At 73.7% G+C, this 25,357-nt stretch carries 23 protein-coding genes and 1 riboswitch; of the genes, 7 read left to right on the top strand and 16 right to left on the bottom strand.

Features of this window, described 5'->3' with window-relative positions; genetic code table 11:
• Positions 1-9: 9 nt before the first annotated feature.
• From ftsY to recG, 14 genes are all read right to left on the bottom strand, one after another.
• The gene (gene ftsY, locus CLV63_RS19305) at positions 10-1,179 is read right to left on the bottom strand and encodes a signal recognition particle-docking protein FtsY (RefSeq protein ID WP_106584557.1); all 1,170 of its coding nucleotides are present in this window, start codon (positions 1,177-1,179) and stop codon (positions 10-12) included.
• A 64-nt stretch (positions 1,180-1,243) separates the two neighbouring features.
• On the bottom strand, positions 1,244-2,272 hold the full coding sequence (locus CLV63_RS19300; RefSeq protein ID WP_106584556.1) for a FecCD family ABC transporter permease: 1,029 nt from the start codon (positions 2,270-2,272) through the stop codon (positions 1,244-1,246).
• A 3-nt stretch (positions 2,273-2,275) separates the two neighbouring features.
• The gene (locus CLV63_RS19295; RefSeq protein ID WP_106584555.1) at positions 2,276-3,226 is read right to left on the bottom strand and encodes an ABC transporter substrate-binding protein; all 951 of its coding nucleotides are present in this window, start codon (positions 3,224-3,226) and stop codon (positions 2,276-2,278) included.
• Positions 3,227-3,332: 106 nt separating this feature from the next.
• A riboswitch (cobalamin riboswitch) is annotated at positions 3,333-3,395 on the bottom strand.
• Positions 3,396-3,496: 101 nt separating this feature from the next.
• Entirely contained in the window at positions 3,497-7,045 is a 3,549-nt protein-coding gene (smc, locus tag CLV63_RS19290) for a chromosome segregation protein SMC (RefSeq protein ID WP_106584554.1), read from the bottom strand.
• A 303-nt stretch (positions 7,046-7,348) separates the two neighbouring features.
• Positions 7,349-7,540 (bottom strand): hypothetical protein, encoded by a 192-nt coding sequence (locus CLV63_RS19285; RefSeq protein WP_106584553.1) that lies wholly within the window; start codon positions 7,538-7,540, stop codon positions 7,349-7,351.
• Positions 7,541-7,895: 355 nt separating this feature from the next.
• A complete protein-coding gene (locus tag CLV63_RS19280; protein WP_106584552.1) occupies positions 7,896-8,180 on the bottom strand; it encodes an acylphosphatase in 285 nt (94 codons plus the stop codon).
• 96 nt (positions 8,181-8,276) lie between these two features.
• Positions 8,277-9,146, bottom strand: a complete 870-nt coding sequence (gene mutM, locus CLV63_RS19275; protein WP_106584551.1) for a bifunctional DNA-formamidopyrimidine glycosylase/DNA-(apurinic or apyrimidinic site) lyase — start codon at positions 9,144-9,146, stop codon at positions 8,277-8,279.
• A 9-nt stretch (positions 9,147-9,155) separates the two neighbouring features.
• Positions 9,156-9,887 (bottom strand): ribonuclease III, encoded by a 732-nt coding sequence (gene rnc, locus CLV63_RS19270; RefSeq protein WP_106584550.1) that lies wholly within the window; start codon positions 9,885-9,887, stop codon positions 9,156-9,158.
• A 287-nt stretch (positions 9,888-10,174) separates the two neighbouring features.
• Positions 10,175-10,354, bottom strand: coding sequence for a 50S ribosomal protein L32 (gene rpmF / locus CLV63_RS19265; protein WP_106584549.1), 180 nt, complete (start codon positions 10,352-10,354; stop codon positions 10,175-10,177).
• A 139-nt stretch (positions 10,355-10,493) separates the two neighbouring features.
• The gene (locus CLV63_RS19260) at positions 10,494-11,042 is read right to left on the bottom strand and encodes a YceD family protein (RefSeq protein WP_211301387.1); all 549 of its coding nucleotides are present in this window, start codon (positions 11,040-11,042) and stop codon (positions 10,494-10,496) included.
• 190 nt (positions 11,043-11,232) lie between these two features.
• Complete coding sequence (gene coaD / locus CLV63_RS19255) at positions 11,233-11,715, bottom strand: pantetheine-phosphate adenylyltransferase (protein WP_106584548.1); 483 nt, start codon at positions 11,713-11,715, stop codon at positions 11,233-11,235.
• A 52-nt stretch (positions 11,716-11,767) separates the two neighbouring features.
• A complete protein-coding gene (rsmD, locus tag CLV63_RS19250) occupies positions 11,768-12,346 on the bottom strand; it encodes a 16S rRNA (guanine(966)-N(2))-methyltransferase RsmD (RefSeq protein WP_106584547.1) in 579 nt (192 codons plus the stop codon).
• Positions 12,347-12,517: 171 nt separating this feature from the next.
• Positions 12,518-13,402 carry a DUF4429 domain-containing protein gene (locus CLV63_RS19245; protein WP_106584546.1) on the bottom strand — a complete coding sequence of 295 codons (885 nt, stop codon included), beginning with the start codon at positions 13,400-13,402 and terminating at the stop codon, positions 12,518-12,520.
• A gap of 129 nt (positions 13,403-13,531) precedes the next feature.
• Positions 13,532-15,733 (bottom strand): ATP-dependent DNA helicase RecG, encoded by a 2,202-nt coding sequence (gene recG, locus CLV63_RS19240; RefSeq protein WP_106584672.1) that lies wholly within the window; start codon positions 15,731-15,733, stop codon positions 13,532-13,534.
• A gap of 388 nt (positions 15,734-16,121) precedes the next feature.
• Between recG and rpmB the strand changes: the two genes are divergently transcribed.
• The gene (rpmB, locus tag CLV63_RS19235) at positions 16,122-16,307 is read left to right on the top strand and encodes a 50S ribosomal protein L28 (protein ID WP_106584545.1); all 186 of its coding nucleotides are present in this window, start codon (positions 16,122-16,124) and stop codon (positions 16,305-16,307) included.
• 129 nt (positions 16,308-16,436) lie between these two features.
• Here rpmB and CLV63_RS19230 read toward each other — a convergent pair whose 3' ends face one another.
• A complete protein-coding gene (locus CLV63_RS19230) occupies positions 16,437-17,090 on the bottom strand; it encodes a cellulose binding domain-containing protein (RefSeq protein WP_106584544.1) in 654 nt (217 codons plus the stop codon).
• A gap of 125 nt (positions 17,091-17,215) precedes the next feature.
• Positions 17,216-18,193 carry a thiamine-phosphate kinase gene (locus tag CLV63_RS19225; RefSeq protein WP_106584671.1) on the bottom strand — a complete coding sequence of 326 codons (978 nt, stop codon included), beginning with the start codon at positions 18,191-18,193 and terminating at the stop codon, positions 17,216-17,218.
• 87 nt (positions 18,194-18,280) lie between these two features.
• Here CLV63_RS19225 and CLV63_RS19220 point away from each other — a divergent pair, with 87 nt between their 5' ends.
• The 6 genes from CLV63_RS19220 to cydC all read left to right on the top strand — a co-directional run bounded on the left by CLV63_RS19220 (position 18,281) and on the right by cydC (position 25,310).
• Complete coding sequence (locus tag CLV63_RS19220; protein ID WP_106584543.1) at positions 18,281-18,514, top strand: Lrp/AsnC family transcriptional regulator; 234 nt, start codon at positions 18,281-18,283, stop codon at positions 18,512-18,514.
• Positions 18,515-18,535: 21 nt separating this feature from the next.
• Complete coding sequence (locus CLV63_RS19215; RefSeq protein WP_106584542.1) at positions 18,536-19,000, top strand: DUF3515 domain-containing protein; 465 nt, start codon at positions 18,536-18,538, stop codon at positions 18,998-19,000.
• 201 nt (positions 19,001-19,201) lie between these two features.
• On the top strand, positions 19,202-20,677 hold the full coding sequence (locus CLV63_RS19210; RefSeq protein WP_106584541.1) for a cytochrome ubiquinol oxidase subunit I: 1,476 nt from the start codon (positions 19,202-19,204) through the stop codon (positions 20,675-20,677).
• A gap of 12 nt (positions 20,678-20,689) precedes the next feature.
• Positions 20,690-21,718, top strand: a complete 1,029-nt coding sequence (gene cydB / locus CLV63_RS19205) for a cytochrome d ubiquinol oxidase subunit II (RefSeq protein ID WP_106584540.1) — start codon at positions 20,690-20,692, stop codon at positions 21,716-21,718.
• Between the two features lie 70 nt (positions 21,719-21,788).
• Positions 21,789-23,549: a thiol reductant ABC exporter subunit CydD gene (gene cydD, locus CLV63_RS19200; protein ID WP_106584539.1), complete on the top strand. Its 1,761-nt coding sequence runs from the start codon at positions 21,789-21,791 to the stop codon at positions 23,547-23,549.
• A 3-nt stretch (positions 23,550-23,552) separates the two neighbouring features.
• Positions 23,553-25,310 (top strand): thiol reductant ABC exporter subunit CydC, encoded by a 1,758-nt coding sequence (gene cydC / locus CLV63_RS19195; RefSeq protein ID WP_106584538.1) that lies wholly within the window; start codon positions 23,553-23,555, stop codon positions 25,308-25,310.
• The last annotated feature ends 47 nt before the right edge of the window (positions 25,311-25,357 follow it).

Raw genomic sequence — 25,357 nt, 5'->3', positions numbered from 1 at the left:
GCGGCCCTCTCAGGCCGCGTCGAGGATCGCGTCGACGAACGCCTCGGGGTCGAACGGCGCGAGGTCGTCGGGGCCCTCGCCGAGCCCCACGAGCTTGACGGGGACGCCGAGCTCCCGCTGGACCTGGATGATGATGCCGCCCTTGGCGGTGCCGTCGAGCTTGGTGAGCACGATGCCGGTGACGTTGACGACCTCGGAGAACACGCGGGCCTGGCGTAGCCCGTTCTGCCCGGTGGTGGCGTCGAGGACCAGCAGGACCTCGTCGACCTGCGACTTCTTCTCGATGACGCGCTTGACCTTGCCGAGCTCGTCCATGAGGCCGACCTTGGTGTGCAGGCGCCCCGCGGTGTCGATGATGACCGCGTCGGCGCCGTCGGCGACGCCCCGTGAGACCGCGTCGTAGGCGACGCTCGCGGGGTCGGCGCCCTCGTCCTTGCGGACGACGGGGGCGCCCACCCGCGCGCCCCACGTTTCGAGCTGGTCGGCGGCTGCCGCGCGGAAGGTGTCGGCGGCGCCGAGCACGACGCTGCGGCCGTCGCCGACGAGGACCCGGGCGAGCTTGCCGGAGGTGGTGGTCTTGCCGGTGCCGTTGACGCCGACGACCATCAGCACCGAGGGGGTGCCGCTGTGGCCCTCGGTGCGCACGGTGCGGTCGAGGTCGGGGTTGAGCTGGGCGAGGAGCTCGGTGCGCAGCAGCCCGCGCACCTCCTCGGGCGAGCGGGTCCCCAGGACCTTCACCTTGGTCCGCAGGCTCTCCACGATCTGCGCCGCCGAGGTGGTGCCGACGTCGGCGGTGATGAGGGTGTCCTCGATCTCCTCCCAGCTGTCGTCGTCGAGCTTGTCGGCCGACAGCAGGCTCAGCAGCCCCTGCCCGAAGACGTTCTGGGAGCGCGCCAGGCGCGCGCGCAGCCGGACCAGCCGCCCCGCCGAGGGCGGCGGGGTCTCGACCTCCGGCGCCGCGGGGGGCGCCTCGGCGGGCGAGGCGCCCGCGGTGGCGTCGGCCGCCGCGGCGGCCTCCTCGTCTTCGGCCGGTTCGGCCGTCGCCGACGGCGCCGCGCCCTCGGGGCGCTCGCCGGGCTCGGCCGGCGCCTGCGGCCTGCGCGGCCTGATCAGGAACGCACCGCCGAAGACCAGCAGGGCGACGGCGAAGATGACAACGGCAACGATCGTGTAGTCCATAGCGCGTCCAGTCTCCCAGAAGAGCGGCCCGCGGCGGCCACCGCGCGCGTGCGGCGCGGGCCGCTCAGATCCGCTGGTTGCGGGTCGCGCGCAGGATCACCAGGAAGAACGGTGCGCCGAGGAAGGCGGTCACCGCGCCCAGCGGCAGCTCCCCCGGGCTGATCACGGTGCGCGCCACGATGTCGATGAGGACCAGGAACACCCCGCCGAGGAGCAGCGACATCGGCACGACCCGCCGGTAGTCGCTGCCGACGAGGCGGCGCACGATGTGCGGGACCACGATGCCGACGAAGCCGACGAGCCCGCTCACCGACACGGCGCACGCGGTCGCGAGCGACGCCGCGGTGATCACCACCAGCCGCACGGCCGTCGGGTTCAGCCCCAGGCTCGCCGCCTTCTCGTCGCCCAGCGCGAGCATGTCCAGGAAGTAGCCGCTCGCGATCAGCACCGCGGCGCTGACCAGCGCGTAGGGCGCGATGGACGCGAGGTCGTCCCAGCCGCCGCGGCCCAGCCCGCCCAGGACCCAGGAGTAGATGCGGCGCAGGTCCTCGATCCTGAACTGCTGGATCAGGGTCTGCACCGCCGACAGGAACGACGACACCGCGACCCCCGCGAGGAGGAGGGTGGCGGTGCCGCCGCCCCCGGCGAGGCTGCCCAGCGCGTAGGCGAGCATCACCCCGCTCAGCGCGCCGGCGAACGCCGCGACCGGGATCAGCGACCCCGCCGCCGCCTCCAGCGCCTGCCCGTAGACGATGACCAGGGTCGCGCCCAGTCCGGCGCCGCCGGCCGCGCCCAGCAGGTAGGGGTCTGCCAGCGGGTTGCGGAACACACCCTGGTAGCCGGCGCCGGCGACGGCGAGCAGCCCGCCGACGACGGCGCCCATGACGACGCGCGGCAGCCGCAGCTCCACCAGCACGGCGTGCTGGCGCTCATCGAGCGGCGACTCCCCGATGCCGATCCCCGCCAGCAGGTCGCGGACGATCTCGACCGGCGTGAGCGACGCCGCGCCGGCGGCGGTGCTGACGACGCACACCGCCGCCAGCAGGCCCGCCGCCGCGACGAGCCACGCCCAGGTGTATCCGCGCCGCGGCAACGGCTAGTTCTTCTCCGCTGCCGCGACAGCGGCCTCGGACACCTGCTCGGCGAAGTCCACGACGCGCGGCCCCCAGCGCGACGACAGGTCGCCGTCGATCTGCGCGATCTCGTCGTTCTCGACGGCGCCGATGGTGTCGAACGCCGGCCGCCCTTCGAGCTCCTCGACCGCCTTGTCGCCGCCCTCGCTGAGGACGATGAGGTCGGGGTCCTGCTCCACGATGAACTCCGCCGACAGCTGCGGGTAGCCCCCGGCCTGCTCCTTGGCCTCGTCGGCGATGTTGGTCAGGCCGAAGAGGCCGTAGACCTCCCCGGCGTAGGTCTTGGACGTGATGGAGAACATCTGGTCGTCGAGCTCGTGGTAGTAGCTCAGCTTCTCGCCGCCGATCTCCTTCTTGGCGTCGTCGGCGATCTCGGTGAGCCGCTCCTCGATCTCCCCGGTGCGCTTCTCGGCCTCGTCCGCGTGCCCGGTGGCGGCGCCGAGGGTGCGCATCTGCTCGTAGGTGTCGTCCAGGGTGGTCGCGGCCGGCAGGTGCAGGACGGGGGTCTTGACCTTCTTCAGCTTCGCCGCGATGCCGTCCATGTCGTCGGAGAGCACCACGAGGTCGGGCTCGAACTCGGTGATGGCCTCCACGCTCGGGGTGAACGCCGACAGGTCCTTCTCGGTGGGCGCCTCCTCCGGGAAGTTCGAGGTCTGGTCGGCGGCCTCGACCTGCTCGCCGGCGCCGATGTCGAACAGCATCTCGGTCGCCGTCGCCGACAGCGAGACGATCCGCTCGGGCTTGGCGTCGATCTTCAGCTGCTGCTCTCCGCCGGCGTGCTCCACGGTGACGGGGAAGCCCTCGGTGGCCTTTTGCTCGGGCTCGGCATCCTGGCCTCCGCCGCCGCAGGCGGAGAGGGTGAGGGCGGCCGCGAGGGCGGCGATCGGAACGCTGAGGGCGGTGCGGGTACGCACGGGACTCCTTCATGGACGGCGGCGTGTGCAGAGGAGCCCGTTCGCACCAGGCGACGGACTGCCCTTCCCACGAGGACAGCTGGCGTCGGCGCCCTGTGGGAGGCGGCCTGGCTCGTCCCGCTGTTCAGCGGGATCCACAGTTGCGGGACAGCGCCGGATTCGCACCGGACTTCGCTCACACAGGGCGGTCGGCGCCGCCGTTGCGCGGCACCCGACCTCGCCACTCTAACCGTTTTGTCCGGTGTCAGTGGGTGCCGGGCGCGGCGCGGTTCACCGCGGGCGGACCAGTTTCTGGCTGATGACCTGCGAAATCCCATCGCCCTGCATGGTCACGCCGTAGAGCGCGTCCCCGGCCTCCATGGTGCGCTTCTGGTGGGTGATGACGATGAGCTGCGACGCCGAGCGCAGCTCCTCGAAGATCACCAGGAGCCGTTGCAGGTTGGTGTCGTCGAGCGCCGCCTCCACCTCGTCCATGACGTAGAACGGCGACGGGCGCGCCTTGAAGATCGCCGCGAGGAACGCCACGGCCGTCAGCGAGCGCTCGCCGCCGGAGAGCAGCGAGAGCCGCTTCACCTTCTTGCCCGGGGGGCGGGCCTCGACCTCGATGCCGGTGGCGAGCATGTCGTCGGGCGCGGTGAGGATCAGCTTCCCCTCGCCGCCGGGGAACAGCCGCCCGAAGATCCCCGCGAACTCGCGCTCGACGTCGGCGAACGCCGCGGAGAACACCTCCTGCACCCGGTCGTCGACCTCCTTGACGACGGTCAGCAGGTCGCGGCGGGTCTTCTTGAGGTCTTCGAGCTGGGTCGTGAGGAAGGCGTGCCGCTCCTCCAGCGCCGCGAACTCCTCCAGCGCCAGCGGGTTGATCCTGCCGAGCTGGTTGAGCTGGCGCTCGGCCGCCTTCGCGCGTTTGACCTGCACCTCGCGGACGTAGGGGACGGGCACCCCCGCGTCGTCGCCCTCGCCGTCGACCGGCGGGACGGGGACGCGCGGCCCGTACTCGGCGAGCAGCGAGTCGACGTCGACCCCGAGTTCGTCGACGGACTTCTGCTCCAGCTGCTCCAGCCGCAGCCTGCGCTCGGCGCGCGCCACCTCGCTGCCGTGCACGACGTTGAGCAGCTTCTCCAGTTCCACCGACAGTTCGCGGACCCGCGCCCGGACGGTCTTCAGCTCGGCGTCGCGTGCGTCGCGGGCCGCCTCGGCGTCCTTGCGCTCGGAGTCGGCGGCGGCGAGTGAGGCGTCGATGCGCTCCAGCGCCTCGCCCGCCCCTTGCCGCACCGCAGCGGCGATGCGCGACTGGAGCCGGCGGCGCTCCCTGCGCTCGGCGGCGCGCTCGCGCGCCTGGCGCTCGGTGACCGCCGCCCGGATGAGGCTGTCGGCGCGCCCGGCGATGGAGCGCGCCCGCTCCTCCGCTGTGCGCACCGCCAGGCGGGCCTCCATCTCCTGGGCGCGCGCCTCGGAGGCGCTCTCGGCGAGGGCGTCGCGCCGGTCGGTGCCCGGCTCGCCGTCCTCGGCCGGCTCGGCCTCCGCCTCGGCGAGCCGCTCCTGCAACTCCTCCAACTGGGCGAGGTCGGTCTCGCGCCCCTGGCCGGCGCGGGCTGCGGCGGCGGTGTAGCGCTCGACCTCCGACGCCGCCGACCTGGCCTGCCCGCCGAGCTTGCCCACCTGCCCGGCGACCTCGTTGCGGCGCTTGTCGGCGGTGCGCCGGCGCGCGGTCAGCTCCTCGGCCTCCGCCGCCGCGGCGCCCCGCTCGCGCTTGGCGTCGTCGAGGTCGGCCTCTGTGCGCTTGCACGCGGCGACCGCCGCCTCGAGGCTCTCGGCGGCCTCGTCCACCGCCGCCTGGACTTCGAGCAGGCTCGGCGCCGTCGCGGAGCCGCCGTGCACGAACGCCGCCGCGAAGAGGTCGCCGTCGCGGGTGACCGCGCGGAGCCCGGGGTCGGCGGCGACCACCGCGCGCGCCTGGGCGGGATCGTCGGCGACCACGACCCGGTCGAGCAGCAGCGACAGCGCGGGGGCGAGCGCGGCGGGTGGCGCCACCGTGTCGACCGCGTAGCGCAGGCCCTCGGGGGGATCCGGCCAGTGCGAGCGGTCGGTGGCGGGGTCGGTGCCGGCGAGGACGATCCCGGCGCGGCCGGCGTCGTCGCTCTTGAGCAGCGCGAGGGCCGCGGCGGCGGCGTCGGCGCCGTCGACGGCCACCGCGTCGGAGGTGGCGCCCAGCGCCGCCGCGACCGCGGTCTCGTAGCCCGGCTCGACCTGCGCCAGCGCCGCCAGCGAGCCCAGCAGCCCGGGAAGACGGTCGGCGGCGGCGAGCAAAGCGCCCGCGCCGTCCTTGCGGTTCAGCCCCATTTCCAGGGCTTCCTTGCGGGCCGCCAGCGCGGCGCGCTCGCGCTCGGCGGTCGAGTACGCGTCGCGCAGCTCGCCGAGCGCGGAGTCGGCCGCGGCGAGCGCAGCCTTGGCGGCCTCCGCCGCCGAGTCGAGCTCGGCGTCGCCCTCGTCGAGCCCCGCGGACTCCTCGGCGGCGGTCTCGTACTCGGCCTGGGCGATCTCGGCGCGCTCGCGCGCCTCGACGGACGCCTGGTCCAGCCGCTCGGCCTCGGCCTCACTCGCGGCGACCTTGCTGCGCAGCGAGTCGACCCGGCCGCGGAGCTTGGCCAGGCCCTCGCGGCGGTCGGCCGCCGCCCGGGCGGCGGCCGCGATGCGCTTCTCCTCGGCCTTAAGGGCGTCCTCGGCGCCGGTCCGCGCGGCGACGGACCTGCCCAGCCCTTCGCGCGCCTCCTCGAGCCGCTCCAGGAGCTCCTCCTCCTGGGCGCGGACCTCTTCGGCCTCCAGTTCGAGTTCCTCGGGGTCGCGGCCGCGCTGCTCCTCGCCGGTGTCGGCGGCGAGGTGGCCGTGCCGTTCGGCGGCGATACCGGCGACGGAGTTCAGCCGCTCCTTGATCCGCGACAGCCCGTGGTAGGCGTCCTGGGCGCGGGCCAGCATCGGGGCGGCCTCGGCGGCGGCGGTGTCGAGGTGGGTCTCCCTGGCCTGGGCGTCCGCGAGGGACCGCTCGGCGGCCCCGCGGCGCTCGCGCACCGCGGACTCGTCGGCCTCCTCCTTCTCCAGCTGCTCGCGCAGGGTGAGGATGTCGTCGGCGAGCAGCCGCAGCCGGGCGTCGCGCAGCTCGGCCTGGATGACCGCGGCGCGCCGGGCGAGCTCCGCCTGGCGGCCCAGCGGCTTGAGCTGGCGGCGCAGCTCGTTGGTGAGGTCGGTGACCCGGTCGAGGTTGCCCTGCATGGCGTCGAGCTTGCGCAGCGCCTTCTCTTTGCGCTTGCGGTGCTTGAGGATCCCGGCCGCCTCCTCGATGAGGGCGCGGCGCTCCTCGGGGCCGGCGTGCAGGACGGTGTCGAGCTGGCCCTGGCCGACGATGACGTGCATCTCGCGGCCGATACCGGAGTCGCTGAGGAGGTCGGTGATGTCGAGGAGGCGGCAGGTGTCGCCGTTGATGGCGTACTCGGAGCCGCCGTTGCGGAACATGGTCCGCCGGATCGTGACCTCGGAGTAGTCGATGGGCAGGGCGCCGTCGGAGTTGTCGATGGTCAGGCTGACCTCGGCGCGCCCCAGCGCGGCACGCGAGGAGGTCCCCGCGAAGATGACGTCCTCCATCTTGCCGCCGCGCAGCGACTTGGCGCCCTGCTCCCCCATGACCCAGGCGAGCGCGTCGACGACGTTGGACTTGCCGGAGCCGTTGGGCCCCACCACGCAGGTGATACCCGGTTCGAACCGGAGGGTGGTGGCCGACGCGAAGGACTTGAATCCGCGCAGCGTCAGATTCTTCAGGTACACGCCCTGGCTCTCCCCTCTGTTCCGGTCCGCACCGGAACAAGGGTGCCACGAACAGCGCGGGCGTGTGCTCAGATGAGGGGCGCGGCGCAGCCGTTGTGCTGCGGGAATCCGCGCCGGCCGGGCGGCGGACGCCCGAACGGCGCCGTGATGGCGGGTGCGCGGGGGAAGCGCGGGCCGCGATCCGGCGGTGGTGGTGGTCGTACGGGGCGCAGCCGTGGCGGGCGGGGAGGGACTCCACCGGGGGGCCGCCTCAGGGACGCCACCCGTGGATCAGGCGCCCCTTGATCGGCTGCTGCGGTACTGCTAGGCGAGCGCGGGCTCGCGGTCGGCCGCGCTGACGGCGACGTCGACGACGGCCGCGGAAAGCTGGTCGTTGTTGGCCTGAAGTCGGCCGACTTCGGCTTCAAGGTCCTGGACTCGTTTTTGCAGTCGACGCATTTCCTGAACCATACGGGGGTCAGGGCCTCCGACGTGGCCGAACAGAGCCTTCGCCATGATGCGGGTCCTCCACACTGAGTGACCAGATTTGGTGTGGCCGCACGAAGAGACGCGTGTTGCGCGGTCGAAAAGCGAACGACCGCGCACGCAGGACAAATAAGTCGCGCGGTTGGCTTTCCAGAATCTCACCATGCGAGCCGCTGGTCAAGGTTGTCAGATATTTGTGCACACACCTAATTACAGACAGTAACAAGGCAGCGTGCAGCGCACGGAACGTGGATGGCATCCCCCGGTGGGGCCTCCCCTGTGTGGGAGGACGCTGTACGCACGACGGCGCTGCTACTGATCGCCGCCGCGGCACGGATGAGCGCGCATCCTGAGTAAGACGAACCGCGTCGCCCTCCCATGGTACTCAACGTTCCGCAAAACCGGAAAAGGCCCCCTCTGCGTTCGTCCAACGTTGTCCCACGGACGCGACCGAACCCGGGGTCGCCCCCTCCTTCAGCAGGTGGAGAAGGTGCTCGCAGGATTCGCGCGGCCCTTCGGCGACCACCTCGACGCGGCCGTCGGCGAGGTTGGTCGCGGCGCCGGTGAGCCCCAGCTCCAACGCCCGCGACCGCACCCACCAGCGGAAACCCACCCCCTGGACGGTGCCGCGCACCCACGCTGTCAACCGGATGTCACCAGACGGACTCATTTGTCTTCCTTGCGCGCAGATGGGTTTCGGCCGCCCCGGCACCGGGCCCCCGGCGCACACGGGCACCGGCAGCCCCGCACACCGCAGCCGCGCCGCTCAGTACCGCGCCCGGCGCGGAGCCGGCTGGCAGCGGGGGCAGCTGTAGGAGGAGCGGTTCATGAACACCTCGCGGCGGATCGGCGCACCGCAGCGGGCGCACGGCCGGTCGCGGCGGCCGTACGCCTGCAAGCCGCGCTCGAAGTAGCCGCTCTCGCCGTTGACGTTCACGTACAGGCTGTCGAAGGAGGTGCCGCCCGCGTCGAGCGCTTCGGCCAGCACCGCGCGGACCGCGGCGAGGACGGCGGCGACCTGCGCCGTGCGCAGGGTCTCCGTCGGCCGGGCCCAGTGCAGTTCGGCGCGCCACAGGGCTTCGTCGGCGTAGATGTTGCCGATACCGCTGATCAGCGACTGGTCGAGCAGCGCGCGCTTCAACCCGGTGCGGCGGCGCCGCAGCGCCGTGCTGAAAGCGTCGTCGTCGAACAGCGGGTCGACCGGATCGCGCGCGATGTGCGCGATGGGGGTCGGCAGCGCCGCCCCCGCGTCGTCGGCCGCGAGCGGGGCGACCATGAGGTGGCCGAAGGTGCGCTGGTCGACGAACCGGACGCCGTTGCCGCCGGTTTCGAGGTCGAGGCGCACCCGCAGGTGCCGTTCAGCGTCGGCGTCGGGGGTCTTCACCAGCAACTGGCCGCTCATGCCCAGGTGCGCCAGCAGCGCCTCGCCGGAGTCGAGCGGCAGCCACAGGTACTTGCCGCGCCGCGCCACACCGTCGATGGTCCGGCCGGCCAACCGGGCGGTGAAGTCGCCGCCGCCGGCGGCGTGCCTGCGGACAGCGCGCGGATGCAGCACCCGCACGGCACCGACACCGCGGCCGGCGACCCATGGGTCGAGCCCGCGCCGGACCACTTCGACCTCGGGGAGTTCTGGCATCGGGGGCCGCTACCCGGCGTCGCCGTCGGCGGCGCGCGCCTCGGACTGGGCCCGGATGGCCTTCCACGCCGATTCGGCGGCCTGCTGCTCCGCCTCCTTCTTGCTGCGGCCCTCGCCGGAGCCGTGGCTCTGCCCCGCGACGAGCACCGTGGCGCGGAAGGTCTTCTGGTGGTCGGGGCCGCTCTCGTCGACGTGGTACTCGGGCACGCCGAGCAGCTCCGACGCCGTGAGCTCCTGGAGGGACGTCTTCCAGTCGAGCCCGGCGCCGAGCCCCGAGGCGGTGGCGATCAGCGGGTCGAAGAGGCGGTGCACCAGATCGGAGGCGTGGTCGAGCCCGCGGTCGAGGTAGACCGCGCCGATGATGGCCTCAAGGGTGTCGGCGAGGATGGACGCCTTGTCGCGCCCGCCGGTGCCCTCCTCGCCGCGGCCCAGCCGGATGTAGCGGCCGATGCCCAGCCCGCGGGCGACCCCCGCGAGGGCGCGCATGTTGACCACCGCGGCGCGGAGCTTCGCCAGCTGCCCTTCGGGGAGGTCGGGGTGGCCGCGGAACAGGGTGTCGGTGACCACCAGGCCGAGCACGGAGTCGCCGAGGAACTCCAGGCGCTCGTTGGTGGGCAGGCCGCCCTTCTCGTAGGCGTAGGAGCGGTGCGTGAGCGCCCGCGCCAGGACCTTCGGGTCGAGCTCGACCCCGATCGCCTCGCGGAACGCCCGGGTCTCCGAAGCATTGAGCTGAGTTGCCACTCGGCCTTCACATCCCTCGTATGGGCCCGCCCCGCAGCGGATGCCGAGAACGGGCGAGCGGCCCTGGCGGGCGGCACTCGGGGTACTGACACGGCTTCGCAATGGCGGGCCGGCCGGGAATGCTCGAAGGCGAGGTGGACGTCGCGGAGGACGAGTGTCCTCCCCGGCGACCACCACGACCTCGGGATACACCCGGACCGGCGCGGTCGTGTGCGACTGCGGTGGTCGGTGGTGCGGAATCCGGGTGGCGGGGCCCCGCGTGCGCGGTGCCCCGCCACCCGGCGGGATCAGTTCGCCGGCTCGATGACCTGGCGGTTGTTGTAGGTACCGCAGGCGCTGCATGCGGTGTGCTGGAGCTTGGGCTCGCGGCAGCGCGGGCAGTCGACCAGCGTCGGCACCGACGCCTTCCACTGCGAACGGCGCATGCGGGTGTTGCTCCGCGACATCTTCCGCTTCGGGACGGCCACGTGAATCCTCCTGGGTCACCCCCGCGGCGCGGGAGCCTTCTCTTGCCTTACGTCACCCCCACGGACGTGGGGAAGCACCACGACCCGCGGCGGAAGCGGCCGCCGGAGCGGGGCCGTTCTCAGCCGCGGGAGCGCGAACTCACCGATCGCCGGGCTGGTCGCCCAGTTGCCGCAGCGCCTGCCACCGCGGATCGATGCGCTCGCCATGACCGTGATCGGAACCGGCCTCGCTGAGTTTCGCACCGCATTCGGCGCACAGCCCCGGGCAGTCCTCCCGGCACAGTGGCGACAGCGGCAGCGCCAGCACGACCGCGTCGCGGACCACCGGTTCGAGATCGATCAGATCGTCCTCAAGATGATAGTCCTCCTGCTCGCCCTCCGCGTCCGCCCGCGGCTCGCCGCCGATGAGATCGTCGTCGTCGCCGTAGCGGAACAGCTCCTGGAACTCCGCCTCGACGCTGTCGGCGATGGGGTCGAGGCAGCGCGAGCACTCCGCCTCGATGTCGGCCTCGGCGGTGCCGGTGACCAGCACGCCCTCCATGACCGCTTCGAGCCGGAAGTCGAGCCGGATCGGCGAGCCCTCCGGCACACCGGTCATGGCGACGGCGAGCACACTGGAGCAGGGCTCGGTGCGGCTCATGGTGCGCATCGAACCGGGCTGACGCCCCAGCGGCCGGGTGTCGACCACGAACGGGGCACGGGGATCCAGACGAGACAGGGTGATCAGGCTTTCAGGCGTTCGGCCCCGAGAGGGCCAGGCGAGGACGGGCGCCGCCACGGCGTCCGCGCGGACCGGTGCGCCGGAAACGGCGACAGCACAGTCCTGCCCGGAGAGGATACCCAAGGCCCCCGCTCCGACCCAAATCAGCGCCCGGGGGTCAGCCCTTCGCCGCGTACTTGGCGCGCAGCCGCTCCTCGACGTGCGGCGTGACCAGGCTGCTGACGTCGCCGCCGTGCTGCGCGACCTCCTTCACCAGGCTGGAGCTGAGGAAGGAGTACTGCGGGTTCGCCGTCATGAACATGGTCTCGACGCCGGACAGCTGGTAGTTCATCTGGGCGATCTGGAGCTCGTAGTCGAAGTCGCTGACCGACCGCAGGCTGCGCACGATGGCGGGGATGTCGTTCTCGCGGCAGAAGTCCACCAGCAGGCCGCCGAACCGGGCCACCCGGACGTTGGCGAACTCCTTGGTGCTCTCGCTCAGCATCTCGATCTTCTCGTCGACGCTGAACAGCCCGCGCTTGTTGACGTTGTTCAGCACCGCCACGACGACCTCGTCGTTCTGCCGCGCGGCGCGGCCGATGATGTCGATGTGGCCCTTGGTGACCGGGTCGAACGACCCGGGACAGACGACGCGTCGCACGGTGCACCGCTTTCGTTGGGAGCCGGACGCCCCGATTGTCCCCGAGGCGCCGTCACTGCTCGAACAGGCTCGCTGCGTGACCGTACCAAAGAGCCGCCTCGCCGTACCTGCGGACCCGGTCCGGCCGGTACCCCGGCGGCCAGCGCAGGTCCGGTCCGCGCCCGGCGCGCTCGACCACGACCAGCGCCCCGTCGGCCGCCCAGCCGCGGTCGCGCAGCGACTCCAGCACCGCGGTGACCGCCTCGTCGGTGACGGTGTACGGGGGGTCGGCGACGATCAGGTCGTAGGGGCCGCCGGCGGGCCCGCGCCCGAGGACGCGCTCGACGCGGTCGGCGGCGAGTTCGGCGCCCGCTATGGCGAGCCCGCCGATGTTGCGCCGCACGACGGCCGCCGCCCGCCGGTCCGACTCCACGAGCAGCGCGTGCGCCGCGCCGCGGGACAGCGCCTCCAACCCGATGGCGCCGGAGCCCGCGTACAGGTCGAGCACCCGTGCGCCGTCGAGCGTGCCGAGATCGGACAGCACCGAGGCGAACAGCGCCTCCCTGGCGCGGTCGCTGGTGGGCCGGGTGCCCCTGCCCTCGGGGACGGCGATCCGCCGCCCGCCCGCCGATCCTGCGATGATGCGCGGCATCGCCGTCCCGTCCCCCTCGCTCGTGTCCGGTGGCGGGCCGTTCCGGGCCCGCGCCGACGCCCCCCGTCTGCGCCGCTTCGCGATTATCGCGCAGCAGGACCGCTCCTCGGCTCGGCGCCCGGCCCGGACGGCCGCCCCCGGCGCGGCGGCCCCGGCGGCACCCGGCCCAGGTCACATGCGCTTGAGGACGGCCTGCTTCGCGGCGGTGAACTCCTCGTCGCTGAGGATGCCGTCGCGGTGCAGCTCGCCGAGCTCGCGCAGCCGCCGCACCAGGGCGTCGGGGCCGGCGTCCCCGGCCGCCGCGGGTTCGGCGGGCGGCTCCGCGGCGGGCAGCTCCGGGGCCGGCGCGCCGCCCACCGGGTGCGGCATGCGCGCGATGACCGCCGCGACCAGCAGCGGCATGGTGCGGATCTCCTTGCCGAAGCCCCACAGCACGATGCTGTACAGGTCGTGCTTTGGCGCGGCCCGCACCTGCGTGCTCTTCGGCACCAGCCGCAGGTGACCGTTGGAGAGGCCCGTCGCCGGCTGGAACTCCACGGCGGCGAGGTCCCCTATCGCGATCTGCTGCGGCCCCGCCGACGCCTTGCTCTCCTCGGCGCCCCACGTCCACTCCAGCCGGACGGTCTCGCCGTCGAAGGACGCCGTGCCGTCGCCGCCCGAGCCGACCAGCGGGACGGCGGGGCCGGGCAGCAGGTAGCGGTCACACGGTCCGCTCGGGACCTCGGCGAGCAGCATGGCGTTGCGCAGTTCGTCGACGAAGTACTCGGCCACACCGGTGCGGTCGGCGTCGATCACGAGCTGATAGGGGTTCGCGGACTCCGGGATCTGCCCGCTGACGGCCTTGGTGAACGGGTCGGCGCCCTCGCGCAGCCGCAACCGCAGCCGCCCGCCCTTGCGCGCGGGCTCGTAGGCGACGCCCGCGATGGCGTCCAGCGGCACCTCGACCTCGCCGAGCAGGTGCCGGATCTTGTGCACACCCCGCTCGCGCCCGGGGACGATGCGCACGATGTCGCCGTCGAACGTCCATGAACCGTCGCGCACCAGGACCTCGCTCATGGCACGCATCCTAGGGCGTGCCGCGCGGATCATTCCGGGCTCGCGGCGGGCTCGCGGCGGCGGGACACGCGCCCGGTCGCGCCCCGCGGATCGGCCGCGGGGCCGCGGCCGCTGCGCCGCCCGCGTCCCTCAGGTCTTCTCCAGGTAGTCGGCGCGGTCGTCGGAGAGCAGCTCCGCGAGCGCCGCCACCAGCGGCGCGTGCGCCTCGAGGTCGGGGTCGTCGGCGACGAGGGCCTCGGCCTCCTCGCGGGCCTCGCGGATCAGGTCCTCGTCGTGCAGCAGGGTGAGCAGCCGCAGGGACGACTTGCGGCCCGACTGGGCGTCGCCGAGGACGTCGCCCTCGCGGCGCTGTTCGAGGTCGACCCGCGCCAGCTCGAACCCGTCGGAGGTGGCGGCAACGGCGTCGAGCCGCTCGCGCGCCGGAGCGCCGTCGGGGGCGTCGGTCACCAGCAGGCACAGGCCGGGCAGCGAGCCGCGCCCCACGCGCCCGCGCAGCTGGTGGAGCTGGGAGACACCGAAGCGGTCGGCGTCCATGATGGCCATGACCGTCGCGTTGGGCACGTCGACGCCCACCTCGATGACGGTGGTCGCCACCAGCACGTCGACCTCGCCGGCGGTGAACCGGCGCATGACGGCCTCCTTGTCGTCGGGGCCGAGGCGGCCGTGCAGGCACTCGACCCGCAGCCCCGCCAGCGGGCCGCCGGACAACTGCGCGGCGACGTCCAGGACGGCGAGCGGCGGGCGCGGGGCGTCGCCCTCCTCCGGCGGGGCACCGGAGGGCTCGGCGCCGCGGTCGAGGCCGTCGCCGATGCGCGGGCACACGACGTAGGTCTGGCGCCCTTGGCCGGCCTCCTCGCTGATTCGCTCCCATGCGCGGTCGAGGAAGCGGGGCCGCTCCTGGGCGGGGACGACGTGGGTCGCGATGGGCGAGCGGCCGGCCGGCGCCTGGGTGAGGGCGACGACGTCGAGGTCGCCGTACACGGTCATCGCGACGGTGCGGGGGATCGGGGTCGCGGTCATGACGAGGACGTGGGGGCGGCCGTCGGCGGACTTCTCGCGCATGGCGTCGCGCTGCTCCACGCCGAAGCGGTGCTGCTCGTCCACGACGACCAGGCCGAGGTCGGCGAAGCCGACGTGCTCCTGGAGCAGGGCGTGCGTGCCGATCACGATGCCCGCGGCGCCCGATGCGGCGTCGAGGAGGGCCTCGCGGCGGGCCGCGGCGCCCTGCGACCCGGTGAGCAGCGCCACCCGGGTGGCGTTCTCGGCGCCGCCGAGCCGGCCGGCCTGGGCGAGGGGGCCGAGGGACGCCGTGATGGAGCGGTGGTGCTGCTGTGCGAGGACCTCCGTGGGGGCGAGGAGGACGGCCTGCCCGCCGGAGTCGACCACCTGGAGCATGGCGCGCAGCGCGACCAGCGTCTTGCCGGCCCCAACGTCGCCCTGGAGCAGCCGGTGCATGGGGTGCGACGAGGCGAGCCCCGCGGCGATGACCTCGCCGACCTCGCGCTGGCCCTCGGTGAGCGTGAAGGGCAGGGCGGCGTCGAACGCGTCGAGGAGCCCGCCGGGACCGCCGGGGCGCGGGCGCGCGGCGACGACAGCAGCCTCGCGCCGGCGGCGGGCGAGGGCGAGTTGCAGGACGAACGCCTCGTCCCACTTCAGCCGGTGCCGGGACGCGCCGATGTCGGCGGGGGTGTCGGGCCGGTGGATGCGCTGGAACGCCGATGACAGGCCGGTGAGCCGGTGCCGGCGCCGCAGCCCGGCGGGCAGCGGGTCGGGGAGGTCGCCGAGCTGGTCGAGGACGATCCCCACGCACTGGGCGATCTTCCACGAGGCGAGGTTCTTGCTCGCCGGGTAGACGGGGACGAGGGTCTCGGCGAAGGCGCGGGCGAGGTCGGCGCCGGTGTCCTCGTCGTCGGGGAAGGTCTCGTACTCGGGGTGCGAGAGCTGGCGCTCGCCGCGGAACGTCGACACCTTCCCCGCGAACATGGCGCGCCGCCCCGGCGGCAGCCGCGACTGGTGGTGCCCGACGTTGTTGCCCTTGCCGGGGAAGAACAGCATCGACACGCGCGCGCTGCCGTCGGTCACCACGACCTTGAGCATCGAGCCGCCCCGGTTGCGCATGGGCACCCGGGTGGCGTGCACGACCTCGGCGACGACGGTCACCAGCTCGCCCTCAGCCAGCGACGCGAGGTCGGTGAGCTCGCCCCTGGTGGCGTAGCGCCGCGGGTAGTGCCGCAGCAGGTCGCCCGCCGTGTGCAGGTCGAGTTCCTTGGCGAGCCGCTTCGCCGCCTTGTCGCCGAGGGTCCGGTGCAGGGGCTCGTCCAGCGCGGTCATCGGCCTCCTCCCGTCGCACTCGGTGCGCAGCGCTCCCGCGTGGTCGGCCGCGCGGCCGCCGGTGCGCACACGCAACGGTAGAACGTTTGTTCTCCTGTGTCTCATGCGCCGCGGCGGTCGGACCGCGCGGTCGATGTGTCCGGCTATACTGGGGCGTGCGTTCCTCGCGGGAACGGCGGGCGGCGATGCCCGCGGCTCCCCGCACGGGCCCGTCGCGGACCCGTGCGACCGCGTACCGCACTCATCGGCGATTCCCCGGTTGGTCCTCTCGTCGGGTACGCTTCCTAGGTTGGCGCCCCGCGCCGACCTGCCTGCTCATCAGACCTCTTCTCGGGTCATCCGGACATGCGCGCCCGCGCGTCGGCCCGAGCGCTTGAATGGAGTTACCGTGGCTGCCGTTTGCGACGTCTGCGCCAAGGGACCAGGGTTCGGTAACAGTGTTTCCCACTCGCACCGTCGCACCCGCCGGCGCTGGAACCCCAACATCCAGACCGTGCGCACCAGCGTGGGCGGTACGCCCAAGAAGCTGAACGTGTGCACCTCGTGCATCAAGGCCGGAAAGGTCGGCCGCTGAGCGGTCGCCCGCCGCAGGGCCCTCGAGCGCCGTGATCCCCGGGATCGCGGCGCTCTGCTGTTGTGCCCACCGCTCTTGTGCCCATGTCCCGGGCCCACCGCGCCGGTGCCCCGCCGCGGGGCCGCGGGCTCACAGCCCGCAGGAGCGCCCGTTCAGCGTGCACTCGGGGGTCTGCCGGTCGCCTTCGACGGTGACGTTGACGGTCTTGGACTCGCCGGGCGCCAGGCCGTTCTCGCCTTCGGGCTTGCGGACGACCACCCCGGACTCGGTGGCCTGCCACTCGGCGTCCCACGCCGAGGTGACCGTGGCCTCGGAGAAGCCGAGGGTGAGCACCCAGTTGTCGAGCGTGCCGCCGCCGCTGTTGGTGATGGTGATCTTGCCGGTGAAGTCGCCGCCGGTCGCCTCGACGGCCCGGTAGGAGACGGCGGTGTCGCCATCGCGCCGGTCGGCGGTGTTCCTGGTGTCGCCGCGGCTGGGGTCGGGGGCGCCGTGCGAGGGGTGCCCGGGTTCGGCCGAGGGCAGGGGCGACATGGTGGCGCCGGGCGCCGGTTCGCCCGCTCCCCCATGGGGGTCGTTGAACCGCAGGTAGATCTGGGTCGTGCTGTAGCCGAACAGCACCAGGCCGACGGTCACGCCGGAGACCAGCATCACGTTCAGCAGCCGCGGCGGTCGGACCCGGCGGGGCACGGTCGTGCCCAGCAGGTGCGTCGCGGCGGCGAGCCTGCCGTCGCCCGTGGGCCCGGAGCGGTGTGCGCCGCGCCGGCCGCCGCTTTGTCGGCCCATGAGTCGCCTTCCGGTCTGCTCGACGGCGATGCTGGCCGAGCTTAGCGTGACTTACCCGGCGAAACCGACCCCGGGCGCTTTCCGCCGGCGGAATCAGGCACTACGTCCGCCGGCGGAATCAGGCACTACGTCGTTGTTTCGGGACCTTGGCCGAAATGGTCCCATCCCCGCACGGCGGCGGGTTCGCCGTCGACCAGCACCCCGGAACCGCGCTCGACGACGCCGATCGGGTGCCAGTGGGGCGGCAGCCCCGCATCGGGCGGGAAGGTCGCCGCGAGGGCGTGGTCCTCGCCGCCCGCGAGCATGAAGTCGGCGGCGCCGCGCCGTTCGCCGGACCCGCGCAGCAGCGCGACGGCGTCGTCGAGCGCCGCTTCGGGCCGCAGCGACTCCGTGGTCAGCGCGATGGCGACCGCCGAGGCGGCGGCGATGTGCCCGAGGTCCTGCACCAGGCCGTCGCTGACGTCGAGCATGGCGGTGGCGCCGTGGTCGGCCGCCTGCGGGCCGCGGGCGTAGGGCGGGGCGGGGTGCCGGTGCTCGTCCGTGCAGGCCGGGGGGCCGTCGATGCCCGCGGCCAGCAGCGCCTGGCCGGCGGCCGAGAGCCCCAGGTGCCCCGTGACGGCGACGAGGTCGCCGACACGCGCGCCGTCGCGGCGCACGGGTCGGCGGCCCTCCAGGTCGCCCAGCGCCGTGACCGCGATGGTCACCGTGTCGGCGCCCACCACGTCGCCGCCCGCGACCGTGCCGCCGGCCGCGGCGCACTCGGCCCGCAGCCCGGCGGTGAAGCCGTCGGCCCAGGACGCGGGCAGGTCGGCGGGTGCGGCGAAGCCGACGAGCAGCACGGTGGGGCGGGCGCCCATGGCGGCGATGTCGGCGAAGTTCTGCGCGGCGGCCTTGCGCCCGACGTCGTGCGCGCTGGACCAGTCGCGGCGGAAGTGGCGGCCTTCGACCAGGAGGTCCATCGACGCGACGACCCGCTGGTCGGGGGCGCGGACGACGGCGGCGTCGTCGCCCGGCCCGAGCAGGACGTCGCCGCTCGGCGCGAGACCCGAGGTCATGCGCGCGATCAATTGGAATTCACCCAGCCTGCCAATGGTGCTCGACACAGCCATCAGGGTACGGTGACGCTTCCGATCCAGTGGTCTAGACCCGACGCTTGCGCCCGGCCGGGCGAGCGCGAAGAGGGGTGCTCGATGGTCCAGGCGTACATCCTGATCCTGACCGAGGTGGGGCGGGCCGCCGATGTGGTGCCCGAGATCGCCGCCATCGACGGGGTGGTCCGGGCGGAGGATGTCACGGGCCCATACGATGTCGTGGTGCGCGCTGAGGCCACCGACATCGACGCCCTCGGGCAGTTGGTGGTCGCCCGCATCCAGGGGCTCGACGGGATCTCGCGCACGCTCACGTGCCCCATCGTGAACCTCTGAGCCGGGAGTGGCGGCACCGATATGAGACACGCGGCACTCGGCGCCGCCGTCGCAGGGCTGGCGCTGCTGGCCGGCTGCACGGGCGGCGATCCCGACCTCCCCGCGCCCGAGCCCACGGGCCGCGCCGCCGAACTGTGCCCGGGGCTCATGGGCGCGCTGCCCGACTCCCTGCTGGGCGAGCAGCGCAAGGACGTCAGCCCCGACTCCGAGTACGTGGTCGGCTGGGGCAGCCCGGCGATCATGCTGCGCTGCGGGGTCGACCGCCCCAAGGAGCTGCGGCCCGAATCCGAACTGGTCGTGATCAACGACATCGCGTGGCTGGGCGTCCCGACCGAGCGTCCCGTCACCTTCACCGCCGTCGGGCGCCACGCCTACGTCGAGCTCACCGTCCCGGAGTCCTACGACCTCGACCCGGCCGAGAGCCTGCTCGACGTCAGCGACCTCGTCGAGGAGCACCTGCCGGCGCTGCCCGCGGGCGAACTCTGACGGCAGGGCCGAGCCGGCCCCGGCGCCGGCGGCGGCCCGCCCTCTGACCGCGGGGCCGCGGCGCCGCGCGGCGTGCCGGTTTCCGGCGGGCGCGACCGTGATCCGTATCCCAATGGACCCTCATTGATCGACTACGCGTTGTAGAACTACACTTCGTAGTACTACACGCCGTCAAAGGTCGGGGGCGTTGGAGAGGCCGACATGGAAGCACTGGATCTCGCGCGGTGGCAGTTCGGAATCACCACCGTCTACCACTTTCTGTTCGTTCCGCTGACGATCGGCCTTTCGGTCATCGTCGCCGCACTGCAAACGGCCTGGCACCGCACCGGCAAGCACCAGTACCTCCAGGCGACGAAGTTCTTCGGCAAGCTGTTCCTGATCAACTTCGCCATGGGGGTCGTCACCGGGATCGTGCAGGAGTTCCAGTTCGGGATGAACTGGAGTGAGTACTCGCGGTTCGTCGGCGACGTGTTCGGCGCGCCGCTGGCGATGGAGGCGCTGCTCGCGTTCTTCCTGGAGTCGACCTTCATCGGGCTGTGGATCTTCGGCTGGGACAAGCTGCCGCGCCGCGTCCACCTCGCCTGCATCTGGATCGTGGCGATCGGCACCAACCTCTCGGCGTACTTCATCCTCGCCGCCAACGCCTGGATGCGGCACCCCGTGGGCTTCGAGGTCAACGAGGAGACCGGCCGCGCCCAGCTCACCGACATCTGGGCGGTCCTCTCCAACGACCAGGCGTGGTCGACCTACCTGCACGTCGTCGCCGGCGCCTTCATCACCGCCGGGCTGTTCGTGGTGGCGGTCAGCGCGTTCAAGCTGCTGCGCTCCCGCTACTACGGGGACTCCGGCACGCCGGGCGACGTCCCGCACCGCAGCGAGCACGACCTGTTCCGCGCGACCCTGCGGACCGGCATGGTCGTCACCGCGCTGGCCGGCGCGCTGGCGGCGTTCTCGGGCCACCACCAGGCCCAGCTCATGGCCGAGTACGAGCCGATGAAGACGGCCTCGGCCGAGGCGCTGTGGGACGGCGAGGAGGGGGCCGGGTTCTCGCTCTTCGCCGTCGGCGACATCGAGGACGGCCGCAACCACGTCAACATCCAGATCCCCAAGCTCCTCTCCTTCCTCGCCACCAACGACGTCAACGGCGAGGTCGCCGGGATCAACGACGTCCAGCGCGACCTCGCGGCCGAGCACCCCGGCAACGGCGAGGTCGACTACCGGCCCAACATCGCCGTCCTGTACTGGGCGTTCCGGGTGATGATCGGGTTCGGCCTGGCCGGGGTCGCGCTCTCGGTCGCCGGTCTGTGGCTGACGCGCGGGTCGCGGATGCCCGACCGCCCGTGGATGTACCGGCTCGCGATCCTGGGGCTCCCCGCCGCCCTCACCGCCAACATCTGCGGCTGGATCCTCACCGAAATGGGCCGCCAGCCCTGGGTCGTCGTCGGCGAGCTGCTCACCGCCGCCGGGGTCTCGCCGGGGGTCGGCCTCGGGTCGGTCGCGTTCACCCTCACCGGATTCACGCTGCTCTACGGGGTCCTCGCCGTCGTCGAGGCCGGGCTGCTGTGGCGCTACGTCAAGGCCGGGCCGTCCCACGTCGTCCCGAACAAGGAGGACGGCGCCGACGACTCCGACGATTCCGACGGCGCGGACACGGCCGTCCCCGCCTTCGTCTACTAGGAGCCGGTCACCATGGATCTCGCACTCGTCTGGTTCATCGCCATCGCCGTCCTGTGGATCGGCTACTTCGTCCTCGAAGGGTTCGACTTCGGCGTCGGCACGCTGCTGCCGTTCATCGGGCGGAGCAACACCGACCGCCGCGTCATGATCAACTCGATCGGCCCCGTGTGGGACGGCAACGAGGTCTGGCTGATCACAGCGGGCGGCGCGATGTTCGCCGCGTTCCCCGCCTGGTACGCGTCCGTGTTCAGCGGGTTCTACCTGCCGCTGTTCTTCATCCTGGTGGCGCTCATCGTGCGCGGCGTCGCGTTCGAGTACCGGGGCAAGGTCGACACCGACCACTGGCGGGCCGCCTGGGACAAGGCGATCTTCTTCGGCAGCACGGTCCCCGCCGTACTGTGGGGGGTGGCGTTCGCCAACATCATCCGCGGCGTGCCCATGGACGCCGACCACATCGTGACGGCCGGCCTGTTCGACCTGCTCAACCCCTACGCCCTGCTCGGAGGGGCGACCACGTTGCTGCTGTTCACCCTGCACGGCGCGGTGTTCCTCAGCCTCAAGACCGACGGGGCGGTACGGCACCGGGCGCGCGCCGCGGTGCGCACCCTCGCCGTCGCGACCGTTCCCACCGCGACCGGCTTCCTGCTCTGGACCCAGCTGGCCTACGGCACGGCGTGGACCTGGCCGGTGGCGGCCACCGCTGCGGCCGCGCTGGTGGCGGGGGTCGCGCTCGCCGGGCGCGGCCGCGAGGGCTGGTCGTTCACCGCGACGGCGGTCACCATCGGGGCGGTGTCGATCCTGCTGTTCGGCGCGCTGTTCCCCAATGTCCTGCCCAGTACGACCGACCCGGCCAACAGCCTCACGATCGCCAACGCCTCCTCGGCGGAGTACACGCTCACCGTGGTCTCGTGGGTGGGGCTGGTGTTCCTGCCCGTCGTGATCGGCTACCAGGCGTGGTCGTACTGGGTGTTCCGCAAGCGGGTCACCCCGCAGCAGATCGAGCCCGCGCCAGCCTATGGTGGCGTTGGGACGTCCGGATGACGCCGGGCGCCGGGCCGCGGGCCCGGCGCCCCACCCGCCCCGCCGCAGGACCGAGAGAGCAGAGCGCCGCATGAGACCCCTTGACCCCCGCCTGGTCCGGACCGCACGCGCGGTGCGCGTCCACCTGGCCGTGACGGTGGTGTGCGGCGCGGCGGTCACCGCCCTCATCCTGCTCCAGGCGTGGCTGCTGGCGCACACCATCGCCGGCGCGGCCGAGGGCGCCGGGCCGCGGCAGCTCTCCTGGGCCGTCGCCGCGCTGGCCGGGGTCGCGCTCGCCCGCGCGGTCCTGTCCTACGGCGCCGAGACCGCGGCGCTGCGCTCGGCCGCGCGGGCAAAGTCCCAGCTGCGCACACGCCTCGTCGCGCACGTCACCGGCGCCGACCGGGCCGGGGGCGAACCGCAGACCGCGTGGCTGGCCGGCGCATCGGGCACCGGCACCCCCCGCGCCGGGGAACTGGTCACCCTGGCCACCCGCGGGCTCGACGCGCTCGACGACTACTTCGCCCGGTACCTGCCGCAGCTCGTCCTCGCCATGCTGGTGCCCGTCGCGGTCCTGGTGGTGGTGTTCGGGGCCGACTGGATCTCGGGCGTGATCGTCGCCGTCACCATCCCCCTGATCCCGCTGTTCATGGCGCTGGTCGGGATGCACACCCGGCAGCGCACCGAGCGGCAGTGGGCGCTGCTGAACCGGCTCGGCGGGCACTTCCTCGACGTCGTCGAGGGCCTGCCGACCCTCGCGGTGTTCCGCCGCGCCAAGGCGCAGGCCGCCATCATCCGGCGCATCACCGAAGAGCACCGCACGACCACCATGGCGACGCTGCGCGTGGCGTTCCTCTCGGCGTTCGTGCTGGAGCTGCTGGCGACCCTCGCCGTCGCGCTGGTCGCGGTGCAGATCGGCATCCGGCTGATGTACGGCCTGCTCGACTTCGAGACGGCGCTGCTGGTCCTGATCCTCGCCCCCGAGGCGTACCTGCCGCTGCGCGAGGTCGGCGCCCGCTTCCACGCGAGCATGGAGGGGGTCGCCGCGGCGCAGCAGGTCTTCGCGACCCTCGACGAGAAGGCCGCCGTCAAGGACGACGGCGCCGCCGCCCGGCCCGCCCCTCCCCCCGCCCTGCTGCGCGGCCCCGGCGCCGCCGCCCCGCGCATCCGCCTCGACGGCGTCACCCTCGTCTACCCCGGCAGGGAGACCCCCGCGCTGCGCGACGCCTCCCTCGTCTTCGCGCCCGGCCGCCGCACCCTCCTCACCGGCCCCAGCGGGTCGGGGAAGAGCACGCTCCTCGCGCTGCTGCTGCGCATGCGCGAGCCCACCGGCGGGGCCGTGCGCATCACCCCGGCCGACGGGCCCGAGATCCCGCTTGCCGATGTGCCCGCCGACCAATGGCGGGCGCTCATCGCGTGGGTACCGCAGCAGCCCTACCTGTTCGACGACACCGTGGCGGGCAACATCCGGCTCGGCGCGCCCGACGCCGACGACGCCGCGGTCCGGCGCGCCGCCGAGCGCGCCGAGGCCCACGCGTTCGTCGCGCGGCTGCCCGACGGCTACGAGACCCGCCTCGGCGAGCGCGGCGCGCGGCTGTCGGCCGGCCAGCGGCAGCGCATCGCCCTGGCGCGGGCGTTCCTGCGCGACGCGCCCATCGTGCTGCTCGACGAGCCCACCGCGCACCTCGACCCCGACAACGCCGCCGCCGTCCGCCGCGCCGCCGGGCGGCTCCTCGACGGCCGCACGGGCATCATCGTCGCCCACGACCTCGGCTGGGCCGACGTCGCCGACGACGTCGTCCCCATCCACGCGGGCGCCATCGCCCTCACCGACGCAGCCGAAGGGGCCTAGGCCATGTCCTCCCCGATCACCGGGCCCGCCCGGGACCCCCTGTGGCGGATGATCGCCCTCGCCCGCCCGCGCGGCGTCCGGTTCGTCCTCGGCGTGCTCTGGGGCGCCGCGGCGACCGGCTCGGGTGTCGCCCTGCTCGGTGTGTCGGCCTGGCTCATCGCCAAGGCGGCCGAGCACCCGCCCATCACCGCGCTGAGCATCGCCGTCGTCGCCACCCGCGCGCTCGGGGTGAGCCGCGGCGTGGCCCGCTACATGGAGCGGCTCGTCACCCACGACGCGGCGTTCCGCACCCTGGCCGACGTGCGGGTGCGCGTCTACGAGCGGCTGGCCCGCACCGAGCCCGTGCGCCGGTTCCGGTCGGGCGACCTCGTCTCGCGCCTGGTCAGCGACACCGACGCCACCCAGGACCTGCTCGTGCGCGGGCTCACCCCGCCCCTGATCGCCGTGGTCACCGGGGGCGCGACCATCGCGGTGTGCACCGCGCTGTACGTGCCCGGCGGGCTGCTGCTCGCCGCCGGCCTGGTCCTCGCCGGGCTGGTGGTGCCCTTCGCGGCGGCCGCGCTGGGGCGGCGCCCCGGCGAACGGCAGGCGGCCGCCCGGGGGGAGCTGTCCACCGCCCTGGTCGACACCCTGTACGGCGCGCCCGACCTGATCGCCTACGGCGCCATGGACCGCGCCGTCGCCCGCGTCCAGCAGGCCGACACCGAGCTCACCCGGGTGGCGCGCCGCGACGCCGCGCTCCTCGGGTTCGGCGCCGGTGCCGCGGCGCTCATCACCGGCCTGACCGTGTGGGCCACCCTGCTGCTGGGGGTCGCCGCGGTCGCCGACGACACGCTCACCTCGATCTCCCTCGCCGTCGTGGTGCTGACCGCGCTCGCCGCCTTCGAGATCGTCGCCCCGCTCCCCGCGGTCGCCGCCCGCCTCGGCGCCATCAGGGCGAGCGGTGCGCGCCTGTTCGGCGTCCTCGACACCCCTCCGTCGGTGGACGCCCCCGAGACCGGCCCCGCCCTCCCCGACGGCCCCGCCGCACTGCGCATACGCGACCTGCGGGTCCGCTACGGGCCCGGCGAGCCGTGGGCGCTCGACGGGGTCGACCTCGACATCGCACCGGGCCGCACCGTCGCCGTGCTGGGCCCCAGCGGGGCCGGGAAGTCCACGCTGGCGTCCGTGCTGTTCCGGTTCCGCGACCCCGATTCCGGGACGGTCGAACTGGGCGGCGCCGACATCACCGCCCACCCGGTCGACGCCGCCCGCGCGGCGGTCGCCGGGGTCCCGCAGGACCCGCACATCTTCGCCAGCAGCCTGCGGGAGAACCTGCGGCTGGCCCGGCCCGGCTGCGGCGACGACGCGCTCTGGGACGCGCTGCGGCGCGCCCGGCTCGCCCACGAGGTCGAGGCCATGCCCGACGGGCTCGAAACCGAGGTCGGCTCGCACGGCACCCGGCTCAGCGGCGGCATGCGCCAGCGCCTCGCGCTGGCCCGCGCGCTGCTCGCTGCGCCCCGCGTCCTGGTCCTCGACGAGCCGACCGCCCACCTCGACCCCGACACCCGCGACGCGGTGACGGCCGACCTCCTCGCCGCGGCCGAGGGCTACTCCACCCTGCTCATCACGCACGACCTCGCGGGACTCGACCGCGTGGACGAGATCTACGTCCTCGCCGAGGGCGCCGTGCTGCAACACGGCAGCCACGCCGACCTCCTCGCGAGCGACGGCTGGTACCGCGACGCCGTCGCACTCACCAACGGTGCGGGGGCGGGCTGAGCGGCGGCGCCCGACCGCTTCCGGGCGGTGCGCGCGCGTCCCGGCGG

This window comes from Murinocardiopsis flavida, from assembly GCF_003014485.1.
GTDB lineage: Bacteria > Actinomycetota > Actinomycetes > Streptosporangiales > Streptosporangiaceae > Murinocardiopsis > Murinocardiopsis flavida.
Note: the sequence above shows the minus strand (reverse complement) of the source record. Positions and strands in the feature narration are given on the sequence as shown.

Coding starts and splice junctions, on each gene's coding strand:
- ftsY (WP_106584557.1), bottom strand. CDS start 1,179: ATGGACTACACGATCGTTGCCGTTGTCATCTTCGCCGTCGCCCTGCTG.
- CLV63_RS19285 (WP_106584553.1), bottom strand. CDS start 7,540: ATGGCGAAGGCTCTGTTCGGCCACGTCGGAGGCCCTGACCCCCGTATG.
- CLV63_RS19280 (WP_106584552.1), bottom strand. CDS start 8,180: ATGAGTCCGTCTGGTGACATCCGGTTGACAGCGTGGGTGCGCGGCACC.
- mutM (WP_106584551.1), bottom strand. CDS start 9,146: ATGCCAGAACTCCCCGAGGTCGAAGTGGTCCGGCGCGGGCTCGACCCA.
- rsmD (WP_106584547.1), bottom strand. CDS start 12,346: ATGCCGCGCATCATCGCAGGATCGGCGGGCGGGCGGCGGATCGCCGTC.
- CLV63_RS19245 (WP_106584546.1), bottom strand. CDS start 13,402: ATGAGCGAGGTCCTGGTGCGCGACGGTTCATGGACGTTCGACGGCGAC.
- recG (WP_106584672.1), bottom strand. CDS start 15,733: ATGACCGCGCTGGACGAGCCCCTGCACCGGACCCTCGGCGACAAGGCG.
- CLV63_RS19230 (WP_106584544.1), bottom strand. CDS start 17,090: ATGGGCCGACAAAGCGGCGGCCGGCGCGGCGCACACCGCTCCGGGCCC.
- CLV63_RS19220 (WP_106584543.1), top strand. CDS start 18,281: ATGGTCCAGGCGTACATCCTGATCCTGACCGAGGTGGGGCGGGCCGCC.
- CLV63_RS19215 (WP_106584542.1), top strand. CDS start 18,536: ATGAGACACGCGGCACTCGGCGCCGCCGTCGCAGGGCTGGCGCTGCTG.
- CLV63_RS19210 (WP_106584541.1), top strand. CDS start 19,202: ATGGAAGCACTGGATCTCGCGCGGTGGCAGTTCGGAATCACCACCGTC.
- cydB (WP_106584540.1), top strand. CDS start 20,690: ATGGATCTCGCACTCGTCTGGTTCATCGCCATCGCCGTCCTGTGGATC.
- cydD (WP_106584539.1), top strand. CDS start 21,789: ATGAGACCCCTTGACCCCCGCCTGGTCCGGACCGCACGCGCGGTGCGC.
- cydC (WP_106584538.1), top strand. CDS start 23,553: ATGTCCTCCCCGATCACCGGGCCCGCCCGGGACCCCCTGTGGCGGATG.